At 50.7% G+C, this 17,588-nt stretch carries 16 protein-coding genes; 1 reads left to right on the top strand and 15 read right to left on the bottom strand.

Features of this window, described 5'->3' with window-relative positions:
• Positions 1-169: 169 nt before the first annotated feature.
• From OGV94_RS06050 to OGV94_RS06020, 7 genes are all read right to left on the bottom strand, one after another.
• Positions 170-928 carry an amino acid ABC transporter ATP-binding protein gene (locus OGV94_RS06050; RefSeq protein ID WP_047408260.1) on the bottom strand — a complete coding sequence of 253 codons (759 nt, stop codon included), beginning with the start codon at positions 926-928 and terminating at the stop codon, positions 170-172.
• Positions 929-935: 7 nt separating this feature from the next.
• Positions 936-2,039 carry an amino acid ABC transporter permease gene (locus tag OGV94_RS06045; protein ID WP_047408263.1) on the bottom strand — a complete coding sequence of 368 codons (1,104 nt, stop codon included), beginning with the start codon at positions 2,037-2,039 and terminating at the stop codon, positions 936-938.
• A gap of 9 nt (positions 2,040-2,048) precedes the next feature.
• Positions 2,049-3,230: an amino acid ABC transporter permease gene (locus OGV94_RS06040; RefSeq protein ID WP_286522818.1), complete on the bottom strand. Its 1,182-nt coding sequence runs from the start codon at positions 3,228-3,230 to the stop codon at positions 2,049-2,051.
• Between the two features lie 69 nt (positions 3,231-3,299).
• Positions 3,300-4,325, bottom strand: a complete 1,026-nt coding sequence (locus tag OGV94_RS06035; RefSeq protein ID WP_047408269.1) for an amino acid ABC transporter substrate-binding protein — start codon at positions 4,323-4,325, stop codon at positions 3,300-3,302.
• Between the two features lie 461 nt (positions 4,326-4,786).
• The gene (locus OGV94_RS06030; protein ID WP_043017839.1) at positions 4,787-5,008 is read right to left on the bottom strand and encodes a lipoprotein; all 222 of its coding nucleotides are present in this window, start codon (positions 5,006-5,008) and stop codon (positions 4,787-4,789) included.
• 271 nt (positions 5,009-5,279) lie between these two features.
• Positions 5,280-8,393, bottom strand: a complete 3,114-nt coding sequence (locus OGV94_RS06025; RefSeq protein WP_105179654.1) for an efflux RND transporter permease subunit — start codon at positions 8,391-8,393, stop codon at positions 5,280-5,282.
• Between the two features lie 11 nt (positions 8,394-8,404).
• Positions 8,405-9,565, bottom strand: a complete 1,161-nt coding sequence (locus tag OGV94_RS06020) for an efflux RND transporter periplasmic adaptor subunit (protein WP_043017837.1) — start codon at positions 9,563-9,565, stop codon at positions 8,405-8,407.
• A 413-nt stretch (positions 9,566-9,978) separates the two neighbouring features.
• Here OGV94_RS06020 and envR point away from each other — a divergent pair, with 413 nt between their 5' ends.
• Positions 9,979-10,635 carry an acrEF/envCD operon transcriptional regulator gene (gene envR, locus OGV94_RS06015; protein WP_286518684.1) on the top strand — a complete coding sequence of 219 codons (657 nt, stop codon included), beginning with the start codon at positions 9,979-9,981 and terminating at the stop codon, positions 10,633-10,635.
• Between the two features lie 46 nt (positions 10,636-10,681).
• Here the strand turns inward: envR and OGV94_RS06010 are convergent, their stop codons facing one another.
• The 8 genes from OGV94_RS06010 to accC all read right to left on the bottom strand — a co-directional run bounded on the left by OGV94_RS06010 (position 10,682) and on the right by accC (position 17,583).
• Positions 10,682-10,846 carry a DUF2556 family protein gene (locus OGV94_RS06010; protein WP_003025279.1) on the bottom strand — a complete coding sequence of 55 codons (165 nt, stop codon included), beginning with the start codon at positions 10,844-10,846 and terminating at the stop codon, positions 10,682-10,684.
• 82 nt (positions 10,847-10,928) lie between these two features.
• A complete protein-coding gene (gene yhdJ, locus OGV94_RS06005; protein WP_286518685.1) occupies positions 10,929-11,813 on the bottom strand; it encodes an adenine-specific DNA-methyltransferase in 885 nt (294 codons plus the stop codon).
• Positions 11,814-11,901: 88 nt separating this feature from the next.
• On the bottom strand, positions 11,902-12,198 hold the full coding sequence (gene fis, locus OGV94_RS06000; RefSeq protein ID WP_000462905.1) for a DNA-binding transcriptional regulator Fis: 297 nt from the start codon (positions 12,196-12,198) through the stop codon (positions 11,902-11,904).
• A gap of 25 nt (positions 12,199-12,223) precedes the next feature.
• Positions 12,224-13,189 (bottom strand): tRNA dihydrouridine synthase DusB, encoded by a 966-nt coding sequence (gene dusB / locus OGV94_RS05995; protein WP_008785970.1) that lies wholly within the window; start codon positions 13,187-13,189, stop codon positions 12,224-12,226.
• 360 nt (positions 13,190-13,549) lie between these two features.
• Entirely contained in the window at positions 13,550-14,431 is an 882-nt protein-coding gene (gene prmA / locus OGV94_RS05990; RefSeq protein WP_043017832.1) for a 50S ribosomal protein L11 methyltransferase, read from the bottom strand.
• 11 nt (positions 14,432-14,442) lie between these two features.
• On the bottom strand, positions 14,443-15,894 hold the full coding sequence (panF, locus tag OGV94_RS05985; RefSeq protein WP_047408282.1) for a sodium/pantothenate symporter: 1,452 nt from the start codon (positions 15,892-15,894) through the stop codon (positions 14,443-14,445).
• Positions 15,884-16,126, bottom strand: coding sequence for a YhdT family protein (locus OGV94_RS05980; protein ID WP_047408285.1), 243 nt, complete (start codon positions 16,124-16,126; stop codon positions 15,884-15,886). The genes panF and OGV94_RS05980 overlap by 11 nt, the downstream gene beginning before the upstream one ends.
• A gap of 107 nt (positions 16,127-16,233) precedes the next feature.
• The gene (gene accC, locus OGV94_RS05975; RefSeq protein ID WP_043017829.1) at positions 16,234-17,583 is read right to left on the bottom strand and encodes an acetyl-CoA carboxylase biotin carboxylase subunit; all 1,350 of its coding nucleotides are present in this window, start codon (positions 17,581-17,583) and stop codon (positions 16,234-16,236) included.
• Positions 17,584-17,588: the final 5 nt, after the last annotated feature.

Raw genomic sequence — 17,588 nt, 5'->3', positions numbered from 1 at the left:
AATCCGCCGGGAGCGGATTTGAACGTTGCGCAGCAACGGCCCGGAGGGTGGCGGGCAGGACGCCCGCCATAAACTGCCAGACATCAAATAAGTGAAAAGGCCATCCGTCAGGATGGCCTTTTCACGTTTATACGTGGGAAAACGCCGGAACTGTATACGGCGTGTGGCTTTAATGAATAACCTGCGATAAAAACGCGCGGGTGCGTTCGGATTTGGGGTGAGCAAAAAACTCATCCGGTGGTGCCTGTTCCACAATCTCGCCAAGATCCATAAAGATCACCCGGTCGGCCACTGTGCGGGCAAAGCCCATCTCATGAGTAACACACAACATGGTCATGCCTGATTGCGCCAGACCTATCATGGTATCCAGCACTTCTTTTACCATTTCAGGATCTAACGCTGATGTGGGCTCATCAAACAACATGATTTTGGGCTTCATACACAGCGAGCGAGCAATAGCTACACGCTGTTGCTGTCCACCAGAGATTTGCCCGGGATATTTATGCGCATGTTCCGCAATGCGAACTCGCTCAAGGTAGTGCATTGCCAGTACCTCAGCCTCTTTTTTCGGCATCTTTTGCACCCAGATTGGCGCCAGCGTGCAATTTTGCAGGACCGTCAAATGAGGAAAGAGATTAAAGTGCTGAAAGACCATGCCAACTTCCTGTCTGACGCGCTCAATATTGCGGATGTCTTCATTGAGTTCTATCCCATCCACTACAATACGTCCTTGCTGATGCTCTTCCAGATGGTTGATACAGCGAATAGTTGTTGATTTACCCGAACCGGAAGGACCGCACAATACGATGCGCTCGCCCTGTTTTACCTTCAGGTTGATGTTTTTCAGGACATGAAACTGTCCGTACCATTTGTTGACGTTTTCCAGCGTGATCATCGCGTCAGTAGATTGCATTAATAATTGACTCATAAATTCCTCAGTGCGGTGTACGCCCGGTGTTAAAACGTTTTTCCAGATGTTGGCTATAACGCGACATGCTGAAACAGAAGATCCAGTAAATCAGTGCGGCGAAAACATATCCTTCCGTCGACATACCCAACCACGCGGGGTCCACAGTGGCCTGCTGCACGCTACTGAAGAGATCAAATAAGCCGATGATGATGACCAGACTGGTATCCTTGAATAAGGCGATAATCGTGTTAACCAGACCCGGGATAACCAGCTTGAGGGCTTGCGGGAGAATGACCAGCCCTTGTGTTTTCCAGTATCCTAATGCCAGTGATTCAGCGGCTTCATACTGACCTTTAGGTAGGGCCTGTAACCCTCCGCGAACCACTTCTGCGACATAGGCTGACTGGAAAAGAATAACGCCGACCAGCGCTCGGATAAGTTTGTCGATACTGGTCCCTTCGGACATAAACAGAGGAAGCATGACCGAAGACATAAACAGAACGGTAATCAACGGCACACCGCGCCAGAACTCAATAAAAATGACGGATAAAATCCGCACGACTGGCATATGAGAACGACGTCCCAGCGCCAGTAAAATGCCCCACGGAAGCGCGCCCGCAATCCCCACGGATGCGATGATAAGCGTCAGTGTTAATCCACCCCACTGCCGGGTTTCTACGCGCTCCAGCCCGAAAAAACCACCGTACATCAACCACCAAACCACCACTGGATAAACGACGGCCCAGACGGCGATATAGCGGCCACGATGCGGGATTGTTTTCAAGAACATGGGAACGATAGACAGCAAACCAATTATCAGGGCCAGATTTACGCGCCAGCGCTGATCGTGGGGATAAAGTCCATACATGAATTGCCCAAAGCGTTCATGAATGAACACCCAGCAGGCTCCGGCTTTGGTGCAGTCTGCTCGGGTTGAACCGACCCAGTTGGCCTGAAAGAATACCCAGTTCAACAATGGCGGAAGAAATGACCAAATCAGCCAGACGCACAGCAGCGTGAGCAGGCTGTTTGACCAACTGGAGAACAGGTTTTTACGCATCCAGAGTAGACTGCGACTTGCCGGGTTACTGCTCTGGCGCGAGGGGTGAGACAGCAGTGCTTTTGTCATCATGGCTCCTTAGCGCTCAATCAGTGCAATACGGCGGTTATAAATATTCATCAATAAAGAAATGCTCAGGCTGATGATCAAGTACACCGACATCGTGATGGCGATAGTTTCAATGGCTTGCCCTGTTTGATTAAGTACCGTGCCGGCAAACAGTGAAACCATATCCGGGTAGCCAATGGCGGCCGCAAGTGAGGAGTTTTTGACGATATTCAGATACTGGCTGGTTAATGGAGGAATGATGACGCGCAGCGCCTGCGGGATGATCACCTGACGCAGCGTCACTGGATTTGGCAGACCCAGCGAGCGTGCGGCTTCATGTTGGCCATATGGAACAGCCTGAATTCCCGCCCGAATAATTTCTGCAATAAACGCTGAGGTATACACTGAAAGCGCCAGCGTCAGGGCAGCCAGTTCAGGTATAAGCACCATACCGCCACGGAAGTTAAAACCGCGAAGCGCGGGGATATCCCAGTGAAGCGCAGCACCAAACATCCACTGTGCAATCAACGGTAAAAGCACGATCAATGCCAGAGCCGTAGGCCAGGTCCGGCGTAGTTGACCGGTTTTGGTCTGGTACATTCTGTTGTAGCGAAATAACCCGATGGTGATGACGATAGCGATAATGACAGCGGCGCAAAAGGCAAAAAAACCTTCTCCCATTTGCGGCGCAGGAATATAGAGCCCCCGGTTGCTCAGGAACATCAAATCCAGCGCGTTAACGGCCTGACGTGGGCCTGGCAGGTTACGTAATACGGCGAAATACCAGAAGAAGATCTGCAGCAGCGGCGGTATATTGCGGAACGTTTCGATGTAGATCGTTGAGAGCTTTCGCAATAACCAGTTATCTGACAGGCGTGCCAGTCCGAGAAAGAAACCGAGAATTGATGCGAAAACAATGCACAGTGCTGAAACTAATAGTGTATTGAGCAGGCCAACGATAAAGACACGGCCATACGTATCGCCTTGCTCGTAATCAATCAGATGCTGGACAATACCAAATCCGGCGCTGCGATCGAGAAAAGAAAATCCCGAGGTAATACCGCTATTGTTCAGGTTATTTATCGTGTTATGAATGAGATACACCGCAATGCTGATAACCGCAATGACGGCGAGTATTTGAAATAACCAGGCGCGGACCGCAGGGTTAGAAAAGGATAACGATCCTTTTACGGTTGAGCGGCGATGGAACATAAGAAAACCTCAGTAACTATGACTCTGGGCTGAGCGCCGCAGTTGCGGCGCCCGTTACATCACAACGCATTAGCGCACCGGTGGCGCATACTGAATGCCGCCGTTATTCCAGAGGTTGTTCTGTCCACGTTTGATCTTCAGTGGGCTTTCCGATCCAACGTTACGCTCAAAGATCTCCGAGTAGTTACCAACCTGCTTGATAATGTTGTAAGCCCATTTGTTATCAAGCTTCAGATCCTTGCCATAATCCCCTTCTTTACCTAACAGGTGTGCCATATCCGGCGTTGCAGGATTAGCCGCTTTTTCATCAACGTTTTTCGAGTTAACACCCATTTCTTCCGCATTCAACATGGCGAACAGCGTCCAGCGAACAATGGAGAACCACTCATCGTCCCCACGACGCACGACAGGTCCCAGTGGTTCTTTAGAGATAACTTCTGGCAGGACAATCCACTCAGCCGGATTACTCAGCTTGATTCGCAGGGCGTACAGCTGAGACTGGTCGGAAGCCAGCGTGTCGCAGCGTCCAGATTCCAGAGCTTTAGCGGATTCATCCGAGCGGTCAAAAGTGACGGGGGTGTACTTCATGTTGTTGGCTTTAAAGTAGTCAGCCACGTTCAGTTCGGTATCTGTTCCTGCCTGAATACAAACCGTTGCGCCATCCAGCTCTTTAGCGCTCTTCAGACCTGCTTTATTGTGGGTAAGAAAACCAATGCCGTCGTAATACGTCACGCCCGTGAAAGACATACCCATACCGGCATCACGAGAAGAGGTCCATGTGGTATTACGAGAGAGCATGTCGACTTCACCAGATTGTAACGCGGTGAAGCGTTCCTTAGCGGTAAGCGGGGTATATTTTACTTTGCTATCATCGCCAAATACGGCGGAGGCAACGCCACGACATACGTCGACATCAATACCTGAAAACTTACCGCTTGCATCGGCGTAAGAAAAGCCAGGCAACCCGTCACTGATCCCACACTGCACAAAACCTTTTTTCTTTACGGCATCAAGTGTTGCGCCGGCATGTGCCTGATTTGTAACCGCAAGCAGCACGCCGGCCGCAGCCAGGCTGGCTATTATCATCTTTTTCATAGAGCATCCTGTGTGGAGGAATTATTGTTATGGAAACGTTCTTAAAACGTCTTTTACCTGTCTGTGGCGATGGCCATACTCTTTTAAGCAAAGGTAGTGCCAGGTTTTTTGCGCACGATTATTCGACGCAATATGCAGAGTGTAGACAGGAATAAATAAATGCAGCGCCCTGAAGTGGTGCAAAATTGAAACGTAAGCCACATTTCGGCGCAAAAAATTTAAAATTCAAACCGAACGCGTGATAACGATTTCGTACGTTAATATTGATGGCGTGAGAATAATGAAAAGAAAACACGGTGTTACGAAGAACCGAAAAAATGCTAATTTCAAATCGTGGATATGTGAGGGGAATCTATAATAATTTTATTATACGTTGAGTGCTATATACCAACGTTTTGTCTTATAAGAAGATTTAATTCTTATTGCAAAAAGCGCGGTACCCACCGCGCTTTTATGAAGATTTATTTGGTCAGGGCAACTATCCCAAGCGTCAGCCCGGCAACGGCTGCTGCGCCACCGGCGATGGCACCGGCTGTTTCCCAGTTATCCTGAGTGGTGCCTTTCATACAGGTATTGGTATGAACCAGGCGTCCCTGATCGTCGTATACAGGTACGCAAGGAGAATCGTGTGCACAGCCGGCCAGCAATGCGGTAAGCAATGCAACGGATATTAATCTTTTCATGGTGTTACCTCAAATATAAGCGTTTCGCTAATCGAGCAAAGACAAACGCTAAGCCATCTGCGAACTCGGGGATTATTTTACCACCTCTTAAAAAAAGACTGACATGAGGAATAATCTCAATTCATGTGGATTGTAAAAATAATGGATAAAAAGAAAGGTGGCGGGCGGGTTTTCAGGAGAGGTTAAAAACAAATAAATAGCTATCTTATTAATAAATAAAGAGGGGCATCATCGGTGAAAAAGGCGTCCGAAGACGCCTTTATTTTACAAATTAATCGTTGTGCCGACTAAAACGCCGTCTGACGACAACGAAGAAGACGGGGACGAAGAAGATTGCCAACAGTGTCGCGGTCAGCATGCCTCCCATTACGCCTGTTCCGACCGCATTTTGCGCACCACTCCCGGCACCGTGGCTGATAACCAGAGGCATAACCCCCAGAATAAACGCCAGAGATGTCATCAGGATTGGACGAAGACGCATGCGTGACGCTTCCAGAGTAGCTTCAATCAAGCCCTTGCCTTCTTTATCCATCAGGTCTTTGGCAAATTCGACGATCAGGATGGCGTTCTTAGCCGAGAGGCCAATAGTAGTTAACAGGCCCACCTGGAAGTAGACGTCGTTATTCATCCCACGTAGCGACGCTGCTAACAGCGCGCCAACCACGCCAAGCGGCACAACCAGCATGACCGAGAAGGGGATCGACCAGCTCTCATACAGTGCTGCAAGGCAAAGGAAAACGACAATTAGCGAGATGGCATACAGCGCTGGCGCCTGGTTACCCGACAGTCGTTCCTGATAGGACATACCCGTCCAGTCATGACCAATACCGTTTGGCAGTTTTTCCGCCAGGCTTTCCATCAGCGCCATTGCTTCACCAGTGCTTCGCCCTGGTGCCGCTTCGCCCAGTATTTCCATGGATGGCATACCGTTGTAACGTTCCAGGCGCGGTGAACCATAAATCCAATGTGATGCACTGAACGCGGAAAACGGAACCATTTCGCCATTGGCGCTGCGGATATACAGATTATTGATGTCCGCTGGCAGCATGCGGTATTTGGCATCCCCCTGGACGTAAACTTTCTTCACGCGGCCACGGTCAATAAAGTCGTTAACGTAATAGCCGCCCAGTGATGCGGAGATAGTTTCGTTGATATCCGACAGCGATACCCCCAGTGCCTGTGCTTTCTCCTGATCAACATCCAGCTTAAACTGCGGAGTATCTTCAAGTCCGTTAGGACGAACGCGAACCAACAGATCGGGGTGTTTAGCCACCATCCCCAGCAGCTGGTTACGCGCTTGCGTCAACGCCGTATGCCCCAGACCGCCCTGATCGATCAGTTCAAAATCGAAGCCGGTTGCGGTACCCAGTTCAACAATAGCGGGCATATTGAAGGGGAAGACTAACCCATCGCGGATCTGGCTGAACGCGCGTGTAGCGCGTGCAATGACCGCTTCAACACTATTTTCCTCACCGCTACGTTCATCCCAGGGCTTGAGGCTAACGAATGCCAGACCTGAGTTTTGCCCCTGACCGCTGAAGCTAAAACCGTTAACCGTGAAGACGCTTTCGACGTTAGCTTTCTCCTTGGTCAGGTAGTACTGAGTAACCTGATCCAGTACTTTCTGGGTGCGCTCTTGCGTCGCTCCTGCCGGAAGTTGAATCATTGTCATAAACACACCCTGATCCTCCTCTGGCAGGAAGGAGGTCGGCAGGCGCATAAACAGAACCGCCATTCCGATCACGATGATCAGATAGACGACAAGGTAACGCCCGGTTTTACGCACAATACCGCTGACGCTATTGGTATAGTGATTAACGCTGTGATCGAATTTGGCATTAAACCAGCCAAAGAAACCGCTTTTTTTCTCGTGATGCTCAGCCGATACCGGCTTCAACAGCGTTGCACAAAGTGCAGGAGTCAGGATCAGCGCGACCAGTACAGAAAGCGCCATGGCGGAAACGATGGTAATGGAGAACTGCCGATAGATAGCCCCGGTTGAGCCGCCAAAAAAGGCCATGGGGATAAAGACCGCAGACAGCACCATGGCGATACCGACCAGCGCCCCCTGAATTTGTGACATGGACTTTTCCGTCGCCTCTTTAGGCGGCAGATGATCTTCCATCATCACGCGTTCCACGTTCTCCACCACCACTATCGCATCATCGACCAATAGACCGATGGCGAGCACCATCCCGAACATCGTCAGGGTGTTTATCGAGTAGCCAAACGCGGCAAGTACGGCGAATGTGCCCAACAATACGACGGGGACAGCGATGGTTGGAATGAGCGTCGCCCGGATGTTTTGCAGGAACAAATACATGACCAGGAACACCAGTACGATCGCCTCAAACAGCGTTTTTACCACTTCATGAATCGAGATGGTTACAAACGGCGTCGTGTCGTACGGATAGACTACCTTCATTCCCTGAGGGAAGAACGGCTGCAGCTCAACCAGCTTAGCTTTGATGGCGTTAGCGGTATCCAGCGCGTTTGCCCCGGTTGCCAGCTTAATACCGAGGCCGGAAGCAGGCTTACCGTTAATACGCGCCACGACGTTGTAGTTCTCACCACCCAATTCGATCCGTGCAACGTCCTTCAGGTGAACAACTGAACCATCGCTGTTCACACGTAAAGTCACTTTGCCGAACTCTTCAGGGTCCTTCAGTCGCGTTTGCGCAATGATAGAGGCGTTAAGCTGCTGATTTGGTAATGCGGGCGTACCCCCTAATTGACCTGCGGCAATCTGATCGTTCTGCACCTTCAACTGGTTGATCACATCAACCGGCGTGAGCTGGTACTTATTCAACAAGTTTGCATCCAGCCAGATGCGCATGGCGTACTGCGCACCAAACAACTGCACGTCACCTACGCCATTAAGACGGCTGATTGAGTCTTTCACGTTCGAGGCGACGTAGTCGGAAATGTCATCCTGCGTGGTTTGTGGGTTATCAGAAACAAAACCCGCAACCATTAAAAAGCTGCTGCTGGATTTCTCGACGCTAATCCCCTGTTGCTGAACTTCTTGCGGCAGGAGTGGCGTGGCGAGCTGCAGTTTGTTTTGTACCTGAACCTGCGCGATATCGGGGTCGGTACCGGATTGGAAGGTCAGCGTGATGGTCACGCTCCCCGCGGAATCGCTGGTGGAGGACATATACATCAGGTTATCGATACCGTTCATGTTCTGTTCGATAACCTGCGTAACGGTGTCCTGTACCGTCTGTGCATCCGCACCTGGGTAGGTGGCGGAAATGGCGACCGCAGGGGGGGCGATAGTTGGGTATTGCGCCACAGGCAGTTGCATGATTGCCAGAGCGCCCGCCATCATCAGAATGATAGCCAGCACCCAGGCAAAGATAGGACGCCTGATAAAAAAGTTAGCCATGTCCGGTTACCTTATTGGGCTTTCGTGGCAGGGGTTTCGGTATCGGCAGTTGCTTTAACCTGAACGCCAGGGCGTGCTTTTTGTAAGCCGCTCACGATAACTTTGTCACCCGGTTGCAGACCTTCGCTGATGAGCCACTTGTCGCCAATGGCTTGTGCGGCGACGACTGCGCGAGACTCAACCTGACTCTTGTCGTTAACGACCATCACGGTGGCATCGCCGCGAGGCGTGCGCGTCACACCCTGTTGCGGAACGAGAATGGCATTTGGCTGGACGCCTTCATCAATGCGCGCGCGCACAAACATGCCCGGCAGCAGCGTGTGCTGCGGGTTAGGGAATACGGCCCTGAGGGTGATGGATCCGGTGCTTTCATCAACCGTCACGTCAGAAAATTGCAATGAGCCTTTCAGCGGGTACGACTGACCATTTTCCATCACCAGTTCGACGGTACTGCTGGCGCTGTCTTTATGCAGGCTTCCTTGCTCAACGGATTGCTTGAGGCGCATAAAGTCATTACTGGACTGTGTTACGTCGACGTAAATAGGATCAAGCTGTTGCACGGTAGCAAGCTCAGTTGCCTGACCATTCGTGACTAATGCGCCTTCGGTGACGTTAGATTTACCGATACGTCCGCTAATGGGCGATGTCACTTTGGTGTAGGCCAGGTTGATACGTGCGCTTTCGACCGCCGCTTTTGCCGCGATTACGGAGGCATCGGCCTGGCGGGCATCAGCAATCGCCTGATCGTACTCTTGCTGGCTGATGTACTTGGTGCCAACCAGCGGGACATAGCGTTTTACCGTTAAATGCGCGATAGCGGCAGCCGCTTCACTCTTTGCCAGTTCGCCTTTGGCGCTGTCATAGTCCGCCTGGTAAGTCGCGGGATCGATCTGATAAAGCGACTGACCGGCTTCAACATCGCTCCCCTCGGTAAAATTCCGTTTAAGAACAATCCCGCTGACCTGAGGACGGACCTCAGCAATACGAAATGCCGTTGTGCGTCCAGGTAATTCAGTCGTCACAGCTAAAGGCGCCTTTTCGACGACATGAACAGTCACCTGTGGCTCTGCGGGATGAGCTTGTGTTTCTCCCTGATCGTTACAACCGGCGAGTAATGCTGCGGAGATGATGATGAATGAGGGCAGGAGTGAAAACCTGGCATTTTTCGTCATTTCTATTCCTTAAAAAACCGAACGCTCGTTATTAACCGGGTAACGCAGAGGCGATAACGCGCACAAGAAAAAATAATAGTTGGCTATCCTACAAATTATTAGCTTGCGATGTAAGCAATACTTATTTATAAGCGCAATACACGGCACGTAAAAACAAAAAAAGATTAATCTACTGCCGTTTCATTATGGCGTTAATAGCAATGCTATGATGCGCATAAACACATATTGAAATAGATATTGAATTGGTGAATATATTGATGGTTGTTATTTGTTTTGTTTATTTGTGTGTAATGTCTGCAATTAACGCGTTTAGACCTCGTTTAAATAAATGCTAAGTGATACATTTGTTCCGTATAGCAAATATTAGATAAGAAAGTTAATCATTCTCTACTCTACCCCAGACAGTCGAAACCATGGCCAGAAAAACGAAAGCTGATGCTCTCAAAACACGACAGCACCTGATAGATACAGCGATTGTGCAGTTTGCCGCGCGCGGCGTTAGCAATACGACGTTAAACGACATTGCGGATGCCGCCAGCGTGACGCGGGGGGCGCTGTATTGGCATTTCGAAAACAAGACGCAACTGTTTAATGAGCTATGGTTACAACAACCTCCATTGCGCGATCTTATTCAGGACCAGCTTATTGGACGTTGGGGGGATAATCCTTTACAGCGACTGCGTGAAAAGTTTGTGGTGGGATTACAATATATTGCACAGAATCCTCGCCAGCAGGCATTAATGCAGATTTTATATCATAAATGTGAATTCCATAATGATATGATATCAGAGCAGGCTATTCGCGATAAAATAGGTCTCAGTCATCAAAGCATTCGTGACGCTCTGCAGAAGTGCGTGGATGAAAATCTGATTGCCACCAGTCTGGATTTAGATGTCATCATCATTATTTTGCACGGTAGCTTTAGCGGAATAATAAAAAACTGGTTAATGAATCCAGTGAGTTATGATTTGTATGGGCAAGCGCCAGTATTAGTTGATAACGTATTAAAAATGTTAAGCCCGGACGGCTGCGTAATGCAATTAAAGCAGAGTGAAAATCAGCCTGGGTAGAGTTGGCCGCCAGGGCCTGACGACTGCCGAAGTGTTTCCCGTCGTGCTATTCGAGATCGACGCAGTTGACAAGCTTAAGAGGGTTCACTGAATTCATATTCCGGCACTTGTCGTGTTCCGTTGTCATCAGTTCTATCCACTGAATGAGCAGCGCATCAAAAAGAAAAACGAAGACCGCAAAAACAACCAGCCACCAATACTTGCGAATCATTACCAAGCCCTGTGTATTCATGCCCAAGCGTGCAGGGAATATACACGAAATCTGTAGGCTGAAAAGCAGACTTACAATGCTTTTACTTTGCTGAAAGATCGCCGTTCTTTGCCGTTAATCGACTCTTTTTAGACAGGTTTTTTGTCTTCCGCTTTTTTACCTTTGCAAGCTCAATCTCTGAAAAATGAGAGCCAATACTCATTCTTCTGAGTCCCATTTTTACGTACTCGGCATTGATTTCAATCCCGACAAACTTGCGGCCTAAGTCCACGGCGGTGGCACCGGTGGTGAAACTACCGGCAAACGGATCCAGCACGCTGTCATCTGGGCAGGAGGAAGCCAGAATGATGCGTTCAAGGAGGGCTTTGGGCTTTTGCGTCGGATGATTTTCATATTCGTCCATCAGATAACGAACGCGTGGAAACTCCCAGACATTGCCCGGCACTTTTTTCTGGTTGTAAGGTTGAGGCGGGTTCTTTCTGTAGTCTATCAGCGCGCGTTGAGCGCCTGTTTTAGCTTCCACCAGAATATCATCACGATTAAACGTGTAGTTTTTCTGATCTTTTACCATCATCAGGATCGGTTCATACATCGACCCAAAGTGCTTTTTAGCCTGTACGCCGGAGCTATCGTATGACCACACGATACGGCTCTTGATGGTAAAGATCTGGCGGCATTTGAGGTCGATGTACGGCATGTTCTCCGTACTGTTCATGATGTACATGGTGCCGTGCGGTTTGAGAATGCGGTGGCATTCGTCAATGCACTCAAAGAGCCACGCCAGAAAAGCCTCTTCATCCCAGGATTCCACCATCCCGTCAAAGTCTTTACCGATGTTATAAGGTGGGTCGGCAAAAATGAGATCGATGCTTTCAGACGGCAGCTTTTTCAGTTCGGTCAGCGCATCACCCAGGATTATCTTTTTAGACTCATCGCCAAAATAGACAGGTTCACATCTTGCGTTCATCGCCAAAGCCTCCCGTGTGACGTTAATAAAAAAGGCGCTTCCCCATGCCGAGTAGCGCCTTTTAAAACAAACATTTCGCTGATTAGTATCAGTTCATGCCGTATTTTTTCAGTTTTTTACGCAGCGTACCACGGTTGATGCCCATCATCAGGGCAGCACGGGTCTGGTTACCGCGGGTGTATTGCATCACCATGTCCAACAGGGGCTGTTCTACTTCAGCCAGTACCAGCTCATAGAGATCGTTAACATCCTGACCATTCAATTGAGCAAAATAGTTCTTCAGTGCCTGTTTAACCGAGTCACGCAGGGGTTTTTGAGTTACCTGGTCCTGAGAGTTAACGGTAGAAACGGTCAGTACGTCAGAATTTACGCGTTGTTCGAACATAGTTCTGTCAGCTCTTTATTTCTGTTTACGCAAAATTTTCGAAGTATGCCTCCAACGCCGCCAGCTGTTCGCTGGAATCTTCAATGGCGTTGAATGTGCGCCGAAACTGGTCATCCGGAGCGTGTTCCTGGAGATACCAGGATACGTGTTTACGCGCAATTCGGTACCCTTTTGCCTGACCGTAAAAGTCGTGCAGTTCCCGAATGTGCGCACAAAGCAAGCGCTTCACCTCTGCCAGAGGCAGCGGGGGCAGCAGCTCCCCAGTGTCCAGATAATGCTGGATTTCCCGAAAGATCCAGGGTCTTCCCTGAGCTGCACGTCCTATCATCAGGGCATCCGCCCCCGTATAGTCGAGTACAGCTCTGGCTTTATGCGGGTCAGTAATGTCGCCATTCGCGATAATCGGAATGGAAACTTTCTGCTTAACTGCCCGAATACTGTCGTACTCAGCATCTCCATTGAACAAACAGGCGCGGGTGCGTCCATGAATGGTCAGAGCCTGAATGCCACAGTCTTCAGCCAGTTGGGCAATCTCTACGCAGTTACGGTGTTCCGGAGCCCAGCCGGTGCGAATCTTGAGTGTGACAGGAACGTCCACTGCATTGACGACCTCGGTTAGTATTGATTTCACTAAGTCCGGGTACTGCAAGAGGGCTGAACCTGCGAGCTTACGATTCACTTTTTTAGCCGGACACCCCATATTGATATCAATAATCTGGGCGCCGCTTTCCACGTTAATACGTGCGGCATCGGCCATCTCAACAGGGTCGCTACCGGCAATTTGCACCGTGCGAATTCCTGGCTCATCAACGTGCACCATCCGTAAACGAGACTTGTCACTTTCCCAAACCTGCGGGTTAGAAGACATCATCTCGGATACCGTCAATCCGGCTCCCATCTCATAGCACAGCGTCCTGAATGGTCTGTCAGTGATGCCAGCCATAGGTGCTGCGATCAGGCGATTTCTGAGCTGATATTGTCCGATGCGCATGAGTTAAGAAATGACCATACTGTGACTGCAAGGCGGCGTATATTACGCATTTTTCGCACGAGATGAAAGGCCAAACTTTGACCAATCCACTGAGGTGGATCAATGAATTGCTGGTTAAGTACACAGTTTCAAATTAAAATCTTTAATAATCATTTGGATACGATGTTGTGCTAATTTTTCATCCGTTTATAAATTCCAAAAACTTCTCTTTTTTTATTACGGCCAGACTCAAGTTATCAGGATAAAAAGCTGTTTTTGTGAGCAAATAGTGACTTTGTAATGCGATCTCGCTCCCATTTCCGCAAATCCTTTTGCGAAAAAAAGAGCGATTATTGCGTTACCAACGGTAACGAGAAGGGATTATTTTTTCTGACCGGTGATGCGGCACCACTCTTCTTTCTCGATAACCGGATCGAGCGTAAAGAGATCGGCATAGGCTTCGCAAACGCTTTCCGCCTGGCTGGCAAGAATACCAGAAAGCCCCAGTAAACCGCCCTCAACGGGCAGTACGCTGATTAGCGGCGCCAGCTCACGTAATGGGCCGGCAAGAATGTTAGCGACCACCACGTCGGCTTTCATCGCTTCTGGCTGGTCTTTTGGCAGGTACAACTCCAGACGCTCGGAAACGCCATTGCGCTCGGCGTTATCCCGGCTGGCTTGAATCGCTTGCGGATCGATATCCACGCCGATAGCTTTCGCTGCGCCCAGTTTCAGCGCCGCAATGGCAAGAATGCCGGAGCCGCAGCCAAAGTCGATAACCGTTTTGCCGTTGAGATCGAGACCGTCCAGCCATTGCAGGCACAGAGAGGTGGTGGGGTGAGTACCTGTGCCAAATGCCAGACCCGGATCCAGCATCACGTTGACGGCATTCTCATCCGGGACATCGCGCCAGCTCGGGCAAATCCACAGACGTTCGCCAAAGCGCATCGGGTGGAAGTTATCCATCCATTCGCGTTCCCAGTCTTTGTCTTCGAGCTGTTCGATTTTATGCGCGAAGCCTTCGCCCAACAGCGGATGTTGCTCCAGGATGGCAACCACTTCTTTCATGTCGGTTTCTGCATCGAACAAGCCGATCACATCGGTATCTCCCCACAGGCGAGTCTCGCCGGGCAGAGGTTCAAACACCGGCGTATCATGCGTATCCTGGAAAGTAATGGAAACGGAGCCCGCTTCCATCAGCGCATCGCTCAATTCTTCAGCGTTGGCGCCGGTCGTGTTCAGTTTCAGTTGGATCCATGGCATGGCAAAACTCTTTATTTATCAGTAGTCAATATGGCGGCTTGCGGGACGGCGGAACCGAAACGGTTGCCAATCAGGAAAGCCAGCAAACTTATCAGTAACGAGGGCACAATCGGGTGGAAGCCCAGGTACTGAACGTTAAAGGTAGCGAGGACGGCATAAAGTACGCCGCCGACAATCATCGCGCTCAATGCGCCAGCCGCGTTTGCCCGCTCCCAGTACAGGCCCAGCACCAGCGGCCACAGGAAAACGGCTTCCAGCCCGCCAAACGCCAGCAGGTTAAGCCAGATAATCATCTCTGGCGGTTTCCAGGCGGCCAGCAGCAGTAATGCGCCGAGCAGCAGGGTAATGACTGCCGACATACGCTTCAGCCGGGTTTCGTTTTTCAGCTGTTCCGGACGAAGGTTCAGGTACAAATCCTTAATGATCGTAGCGGAACTTTGCAGCAATTGGGCATTGATCGTCGACATGATCGCGGCCATCGGGGCCGCGAGGAAGATCCCGGCAGCTATCGGCGGCAACACTTTGACCATCAGCGTAGGGATAACCAGATCCGGTACCGTGAGGTCAGGGATCACCGCACGTCCCAACGCCCCCGCCAGATGCATACCAAACATCAGGATTGCCACCACGATGGTGCCGATGATAATGCCGCGGTGCACTGCTTTACTATCTTTATAAGAGATGCAGCGTACCGCCGTGTGCGGCAGGCCAATGACGCCAAAGCACACCAGTACCCAGAATGAGGTCATGAAAGTGGGTGACAGAATGTCATCAGCACCCTGCGGCGAAACCAGTTTAGGATCGATGGTTTGCAGGGTTACTACCGCGTTGCTGAGGCCGCCGGCAGCGTGAACGACGCCGACCAGCAGAACGATAGTACCAATCAGCATCACCATGCCCTGCATGGTGTCGTTCAGTACGCTGGCGCGAAAACCGCCGAATGCCGTATATAAAGCGATACTGACGCCAAAAATCAGCAGACCCGTTTCGTAAGGGATACCCGCAGCGGTTTCCAGCAAACGTGCGCCGCCAATAAACTGTACGGTCATCGCCCCGACAAACGCGACCAGTAAGCTGAGGCTCGCCAGCCACACCAGCAGGCGGCTCTGGTAGCGCGCAAACAGCATATCGTTGAGGGTAACGGCATTATAGCGGCGCGCCAGAATGGCGAATTTCTTACCAAGAATCCCCAAAGAGAGCCATACCGCAGGCAACTGGATCATCGCCAGCAGCACCCATCCCAGCCCGTATTTGTAAGCGGCGCCAGGACCACCAATAAATGAGCTGGCGCTAATATAGGTTGCCGTTAGCGTCATGGCTAACACGACCCCGCCCATGGAGCGGCTGCCGAGGAAATATTCATTCAGGAAAGTACCGGTCACTCTCTTACGCATGGCGTAAACAGAAAGACCGAAGACCACCAGTAGGTAGGCGACCAGCGGCAAAATAACTTCAAGCTGCATCGTCATCCTCCAACGGAATGTCGCGATAGACAAACTTCACCATCGCCCAGCACAGTAAGATGAAAACCAGTGGCGTTAGCAGACAGGCCATTTCAAACCAGTGCGGTAAGCCGGTAATACCGAGTGTAGAATCTGGTAAGTAAGCGGCCACTAACCATGTGGCAAGATATAAAAGGGTCAGCCACAGCGCCCAGCGCGCCTCTTTATGGGCCTGAACAAAACGAGCGTCCATTTTTTGTCCCTTGTGGATAAAGAAAGCGGGGATTGTACCTTATGGCACGTGCGGGAGGGGAGAAAAACAAAAGGCCGGAATTTCCGGCCTTTTCGGTTAACGCACGCTTACTTTTCCTGAAGTCCGAGTTTTTTCTCCAGATAGTGGATATTGGTTCCACCGTGCTGGAAATGCTCGTCATTCATGATGCGGATCTGCAGATCAACGTTGGTTTTGATACCGTCGATGATCAGTTCCTGCAATGCGTTTTTCATACGGGCGATCGCTACGTCGCGGTTTTCGCCATAGCAGATCAGCTTACCGATCATTGAGTCATAGTACGGAGGTACAGTGTAGCCTGCGTAAATATGGGACTCCCAACGCACACCAAAGCCACCCGGCGCGTGGAAACGCGTGATTTTGCCCGGGCTTGGCAGGAAGGTGTTCGGGTCTTCGGCGTTGATACGGCATTCTACCGCATGGCCTTTAACCACAACTTCGTCCTGCTTGATGGACAGCGGTTGTCCCGCTGCGATGCGCAGTTGCTCTTTGATCAGGTCAACGCCGGTGATCATTTCGGTTACCGGGTGTTCAACCTGAATACGGGTGTTCATCTCAATGAAGTAGAACTCGCCGTTTTCAAACAGGAACTCAAAAGTACCCGCCCCGCGATAGCCGATATCAACGCATGCTTTGGCGCAACGCTCGCCGATGTAGCGACGCAGTTCCGGTGTAATGCCCGGCGCTGGTGCTTCTTCGACGACTTTCTGGTGACGACGCTGCATGGAGCAGTCACGTTCTGCCAGATAAATCGCGTTACCCTGACCGTCTGCCAGCACCTGAATTTCGATGTGGCGTGGGTTTTCCAGGTACTTCTCCATGTAGACCATGTCGTTGTTGAAAGCCGCTTTCGCTTCCGCTTTGGTCATGGAGATGGATTGCGCCAGCTCGGCATCGCTGCGCACGACGCGCATACCGCGACCGCCGCCGCCGCCGGAGGCTTTGATGATAACCGGGTAGCCGATGCGTTTAGCATGAGCGCGGTTAGCGTCCATGTCATCGCCCAGCGGGCCGTCAGAGCCAGGGACTGTCGGTACGCCAGCTTTCTTCATCGCGGTGATTGCGGACACTTTGTCGCCCATCAGGCGGATAGTGTCGGCTTTCGGGCCGATGAAGATAAAGCCGGAACGCTCTACCTGCTCAGCAAAGTTGGCGTTCTCAGAAAGGAAGCCATAGCCCGGGTGAATTGCCACCGCGCCGGTGATTTCAGCAGCGCTAATGATAGCCGGGATGTTCAGATAGCTTTTTACGGACTGAGCCGGGCCAATACAAACCGTCTCATCCGCCAGCAATACGTGTTTTAAATCGCGATCCGCGCTTGAGTGCACCGCGACAGTCTTGATGCCCAGTTCTTTACAGGCACGAAGAATACGCAGGGCAATCTCACCACGGTTGGCGATAACAATTTTATCCAACATGTTCG

It is taken from the genome of Citrobacter sp. Ce006, from assembly GCF_030336535.1.
Taxonomy (GTDB): domain Bacteria; phylum Pseudomonadota; class Gammaproteobacteria; order Enterobacterales; family Enterobacteriaceae; genus Citrobacter; species Citrobacter europaeus.
Note: the sequence above shows the minus strand (reverse complement) of the source record. Positions and strands in the feature narration are given on the sequence as shown.

What these genes read in the sequence shown, in the direction of transcription:
- OGV94_RS06020 (WP_043017837.1), bottom strand. Translation starts at nt 9,565, where the DNA reads ATGACGAAAAATGCCAGGTTTTCACTCCTGCCCTCATTCATCATCATC.
- panF (WP_047408282.1), bottom strand. Translation starts at nt 15,894, where the DNA reads ATGCAGCTTGAAGTTATTTTGCCGCTGGTCGCCTACCTACTGGTGGTC.
- envR (WP_286518684.1), top strand. Translation starts at nt 9,979, where the DNA reads ATGGCCAGAAAAACGAAAGCTGATGCTCTCAAAACACGACAGCACCTG.
- fis (WP_000462905.1), bottom strand. Translation starts at nt 12,198, where the DNA reads ATGTTCGAACAACGCGTAAATTCTGACGTACTGACCGTTTCTACCGTT.
- OGV94_RS06050 (WP_047408260.1), bottom strand. Translation starts at nt 928, where the DNA reads ATGAGTCAATTATTAATGCAATCTACTGACGCGATGATCACGCTGGAA.
- OGV94_RS06010 (WP_003025279.1), bottom strand. Translation starts at nt 10,846, where the DNA reads ATGATTCGCAAGTATTGGTGGCTGGTTGTTTTTGCGGTCTTCGTTTTT.
- OGV94_RS06025 (WP_105179654.1), bottom strand. Translation starts at nt 8,393, where the DNA reads ATGGCTAACTTTTTTATCAGGCGTCCTATCTTTGCCTGGGTGCTGGCT.
- OGV94_RS06040 (WP_286522818.1), bottom strand. Translation starts at nt 3,230, where the DNA reads ATGTTCCATCGCCGCTCAACCGTAAAAGGATCGTTATCCTTTTCTAAC.
- accC (WP_043017829.1), bottom strand. Translation starts at nt 17,583, where the DNA reads ATGTTGGATAAAATTGTTATCGCCAACCGTGGTGAGATTGCCCTGCGT.
- OGV94_RS06045 (WP_047408263.1), bottom strand. Translation starts at nt 2,039, where the DNA reads ATGACAAAAGCACTGCTGTCTCACCCCTCGCGCCAGAGCAGTAACCCG.
- OGV94_RS06035 (WP_047408269.1), bottom strand. Translation starts at nt 4,325, where the DNA reads ATGAAAAAGATGATAATAGCCAGCCTGGCTGCGGCCGGCGTGCTGCTT.
- prmA (WP_043017832.1), bottom strand. Translation starts at nt 14,431, where the DNA reads ATGCCATGGATCCAACTGAAACTGAACACGACCGGCGCCAACGCTGAA.
- yhdJ (WP_286518685.1), bottom strand. Translation starts at nt 11,813, where the DNA reads ATGAACGCAAGATGTGAACCTGTCTATTTTGGCGATGAGTCTAAAAAG.
- OGV94_RS06030 (WP_043017839.1), bottom strand. Translation starts at nt 5,008, where the DNA reads ATGAAAAGATTAATATCCGTTGCATTGCTTACCGCATTGCTGGCCGGC.
- dusB (WP_008785970.1), bottom strand. Translation starts at nt 13,189, where the DNA reads ATGCGCATCGGACAATATCAGCTCAGAAATCGCCTGATCGCAGCACCT.
- OGV94_RS05980 (WP_047408285.1), bottom strand. Translation starts at nt 16,126, where the DNA reads ATGGACGCTCGTTTTGTTCAGGCCCATAAAGAGGCGCGCTGGGCGCTG.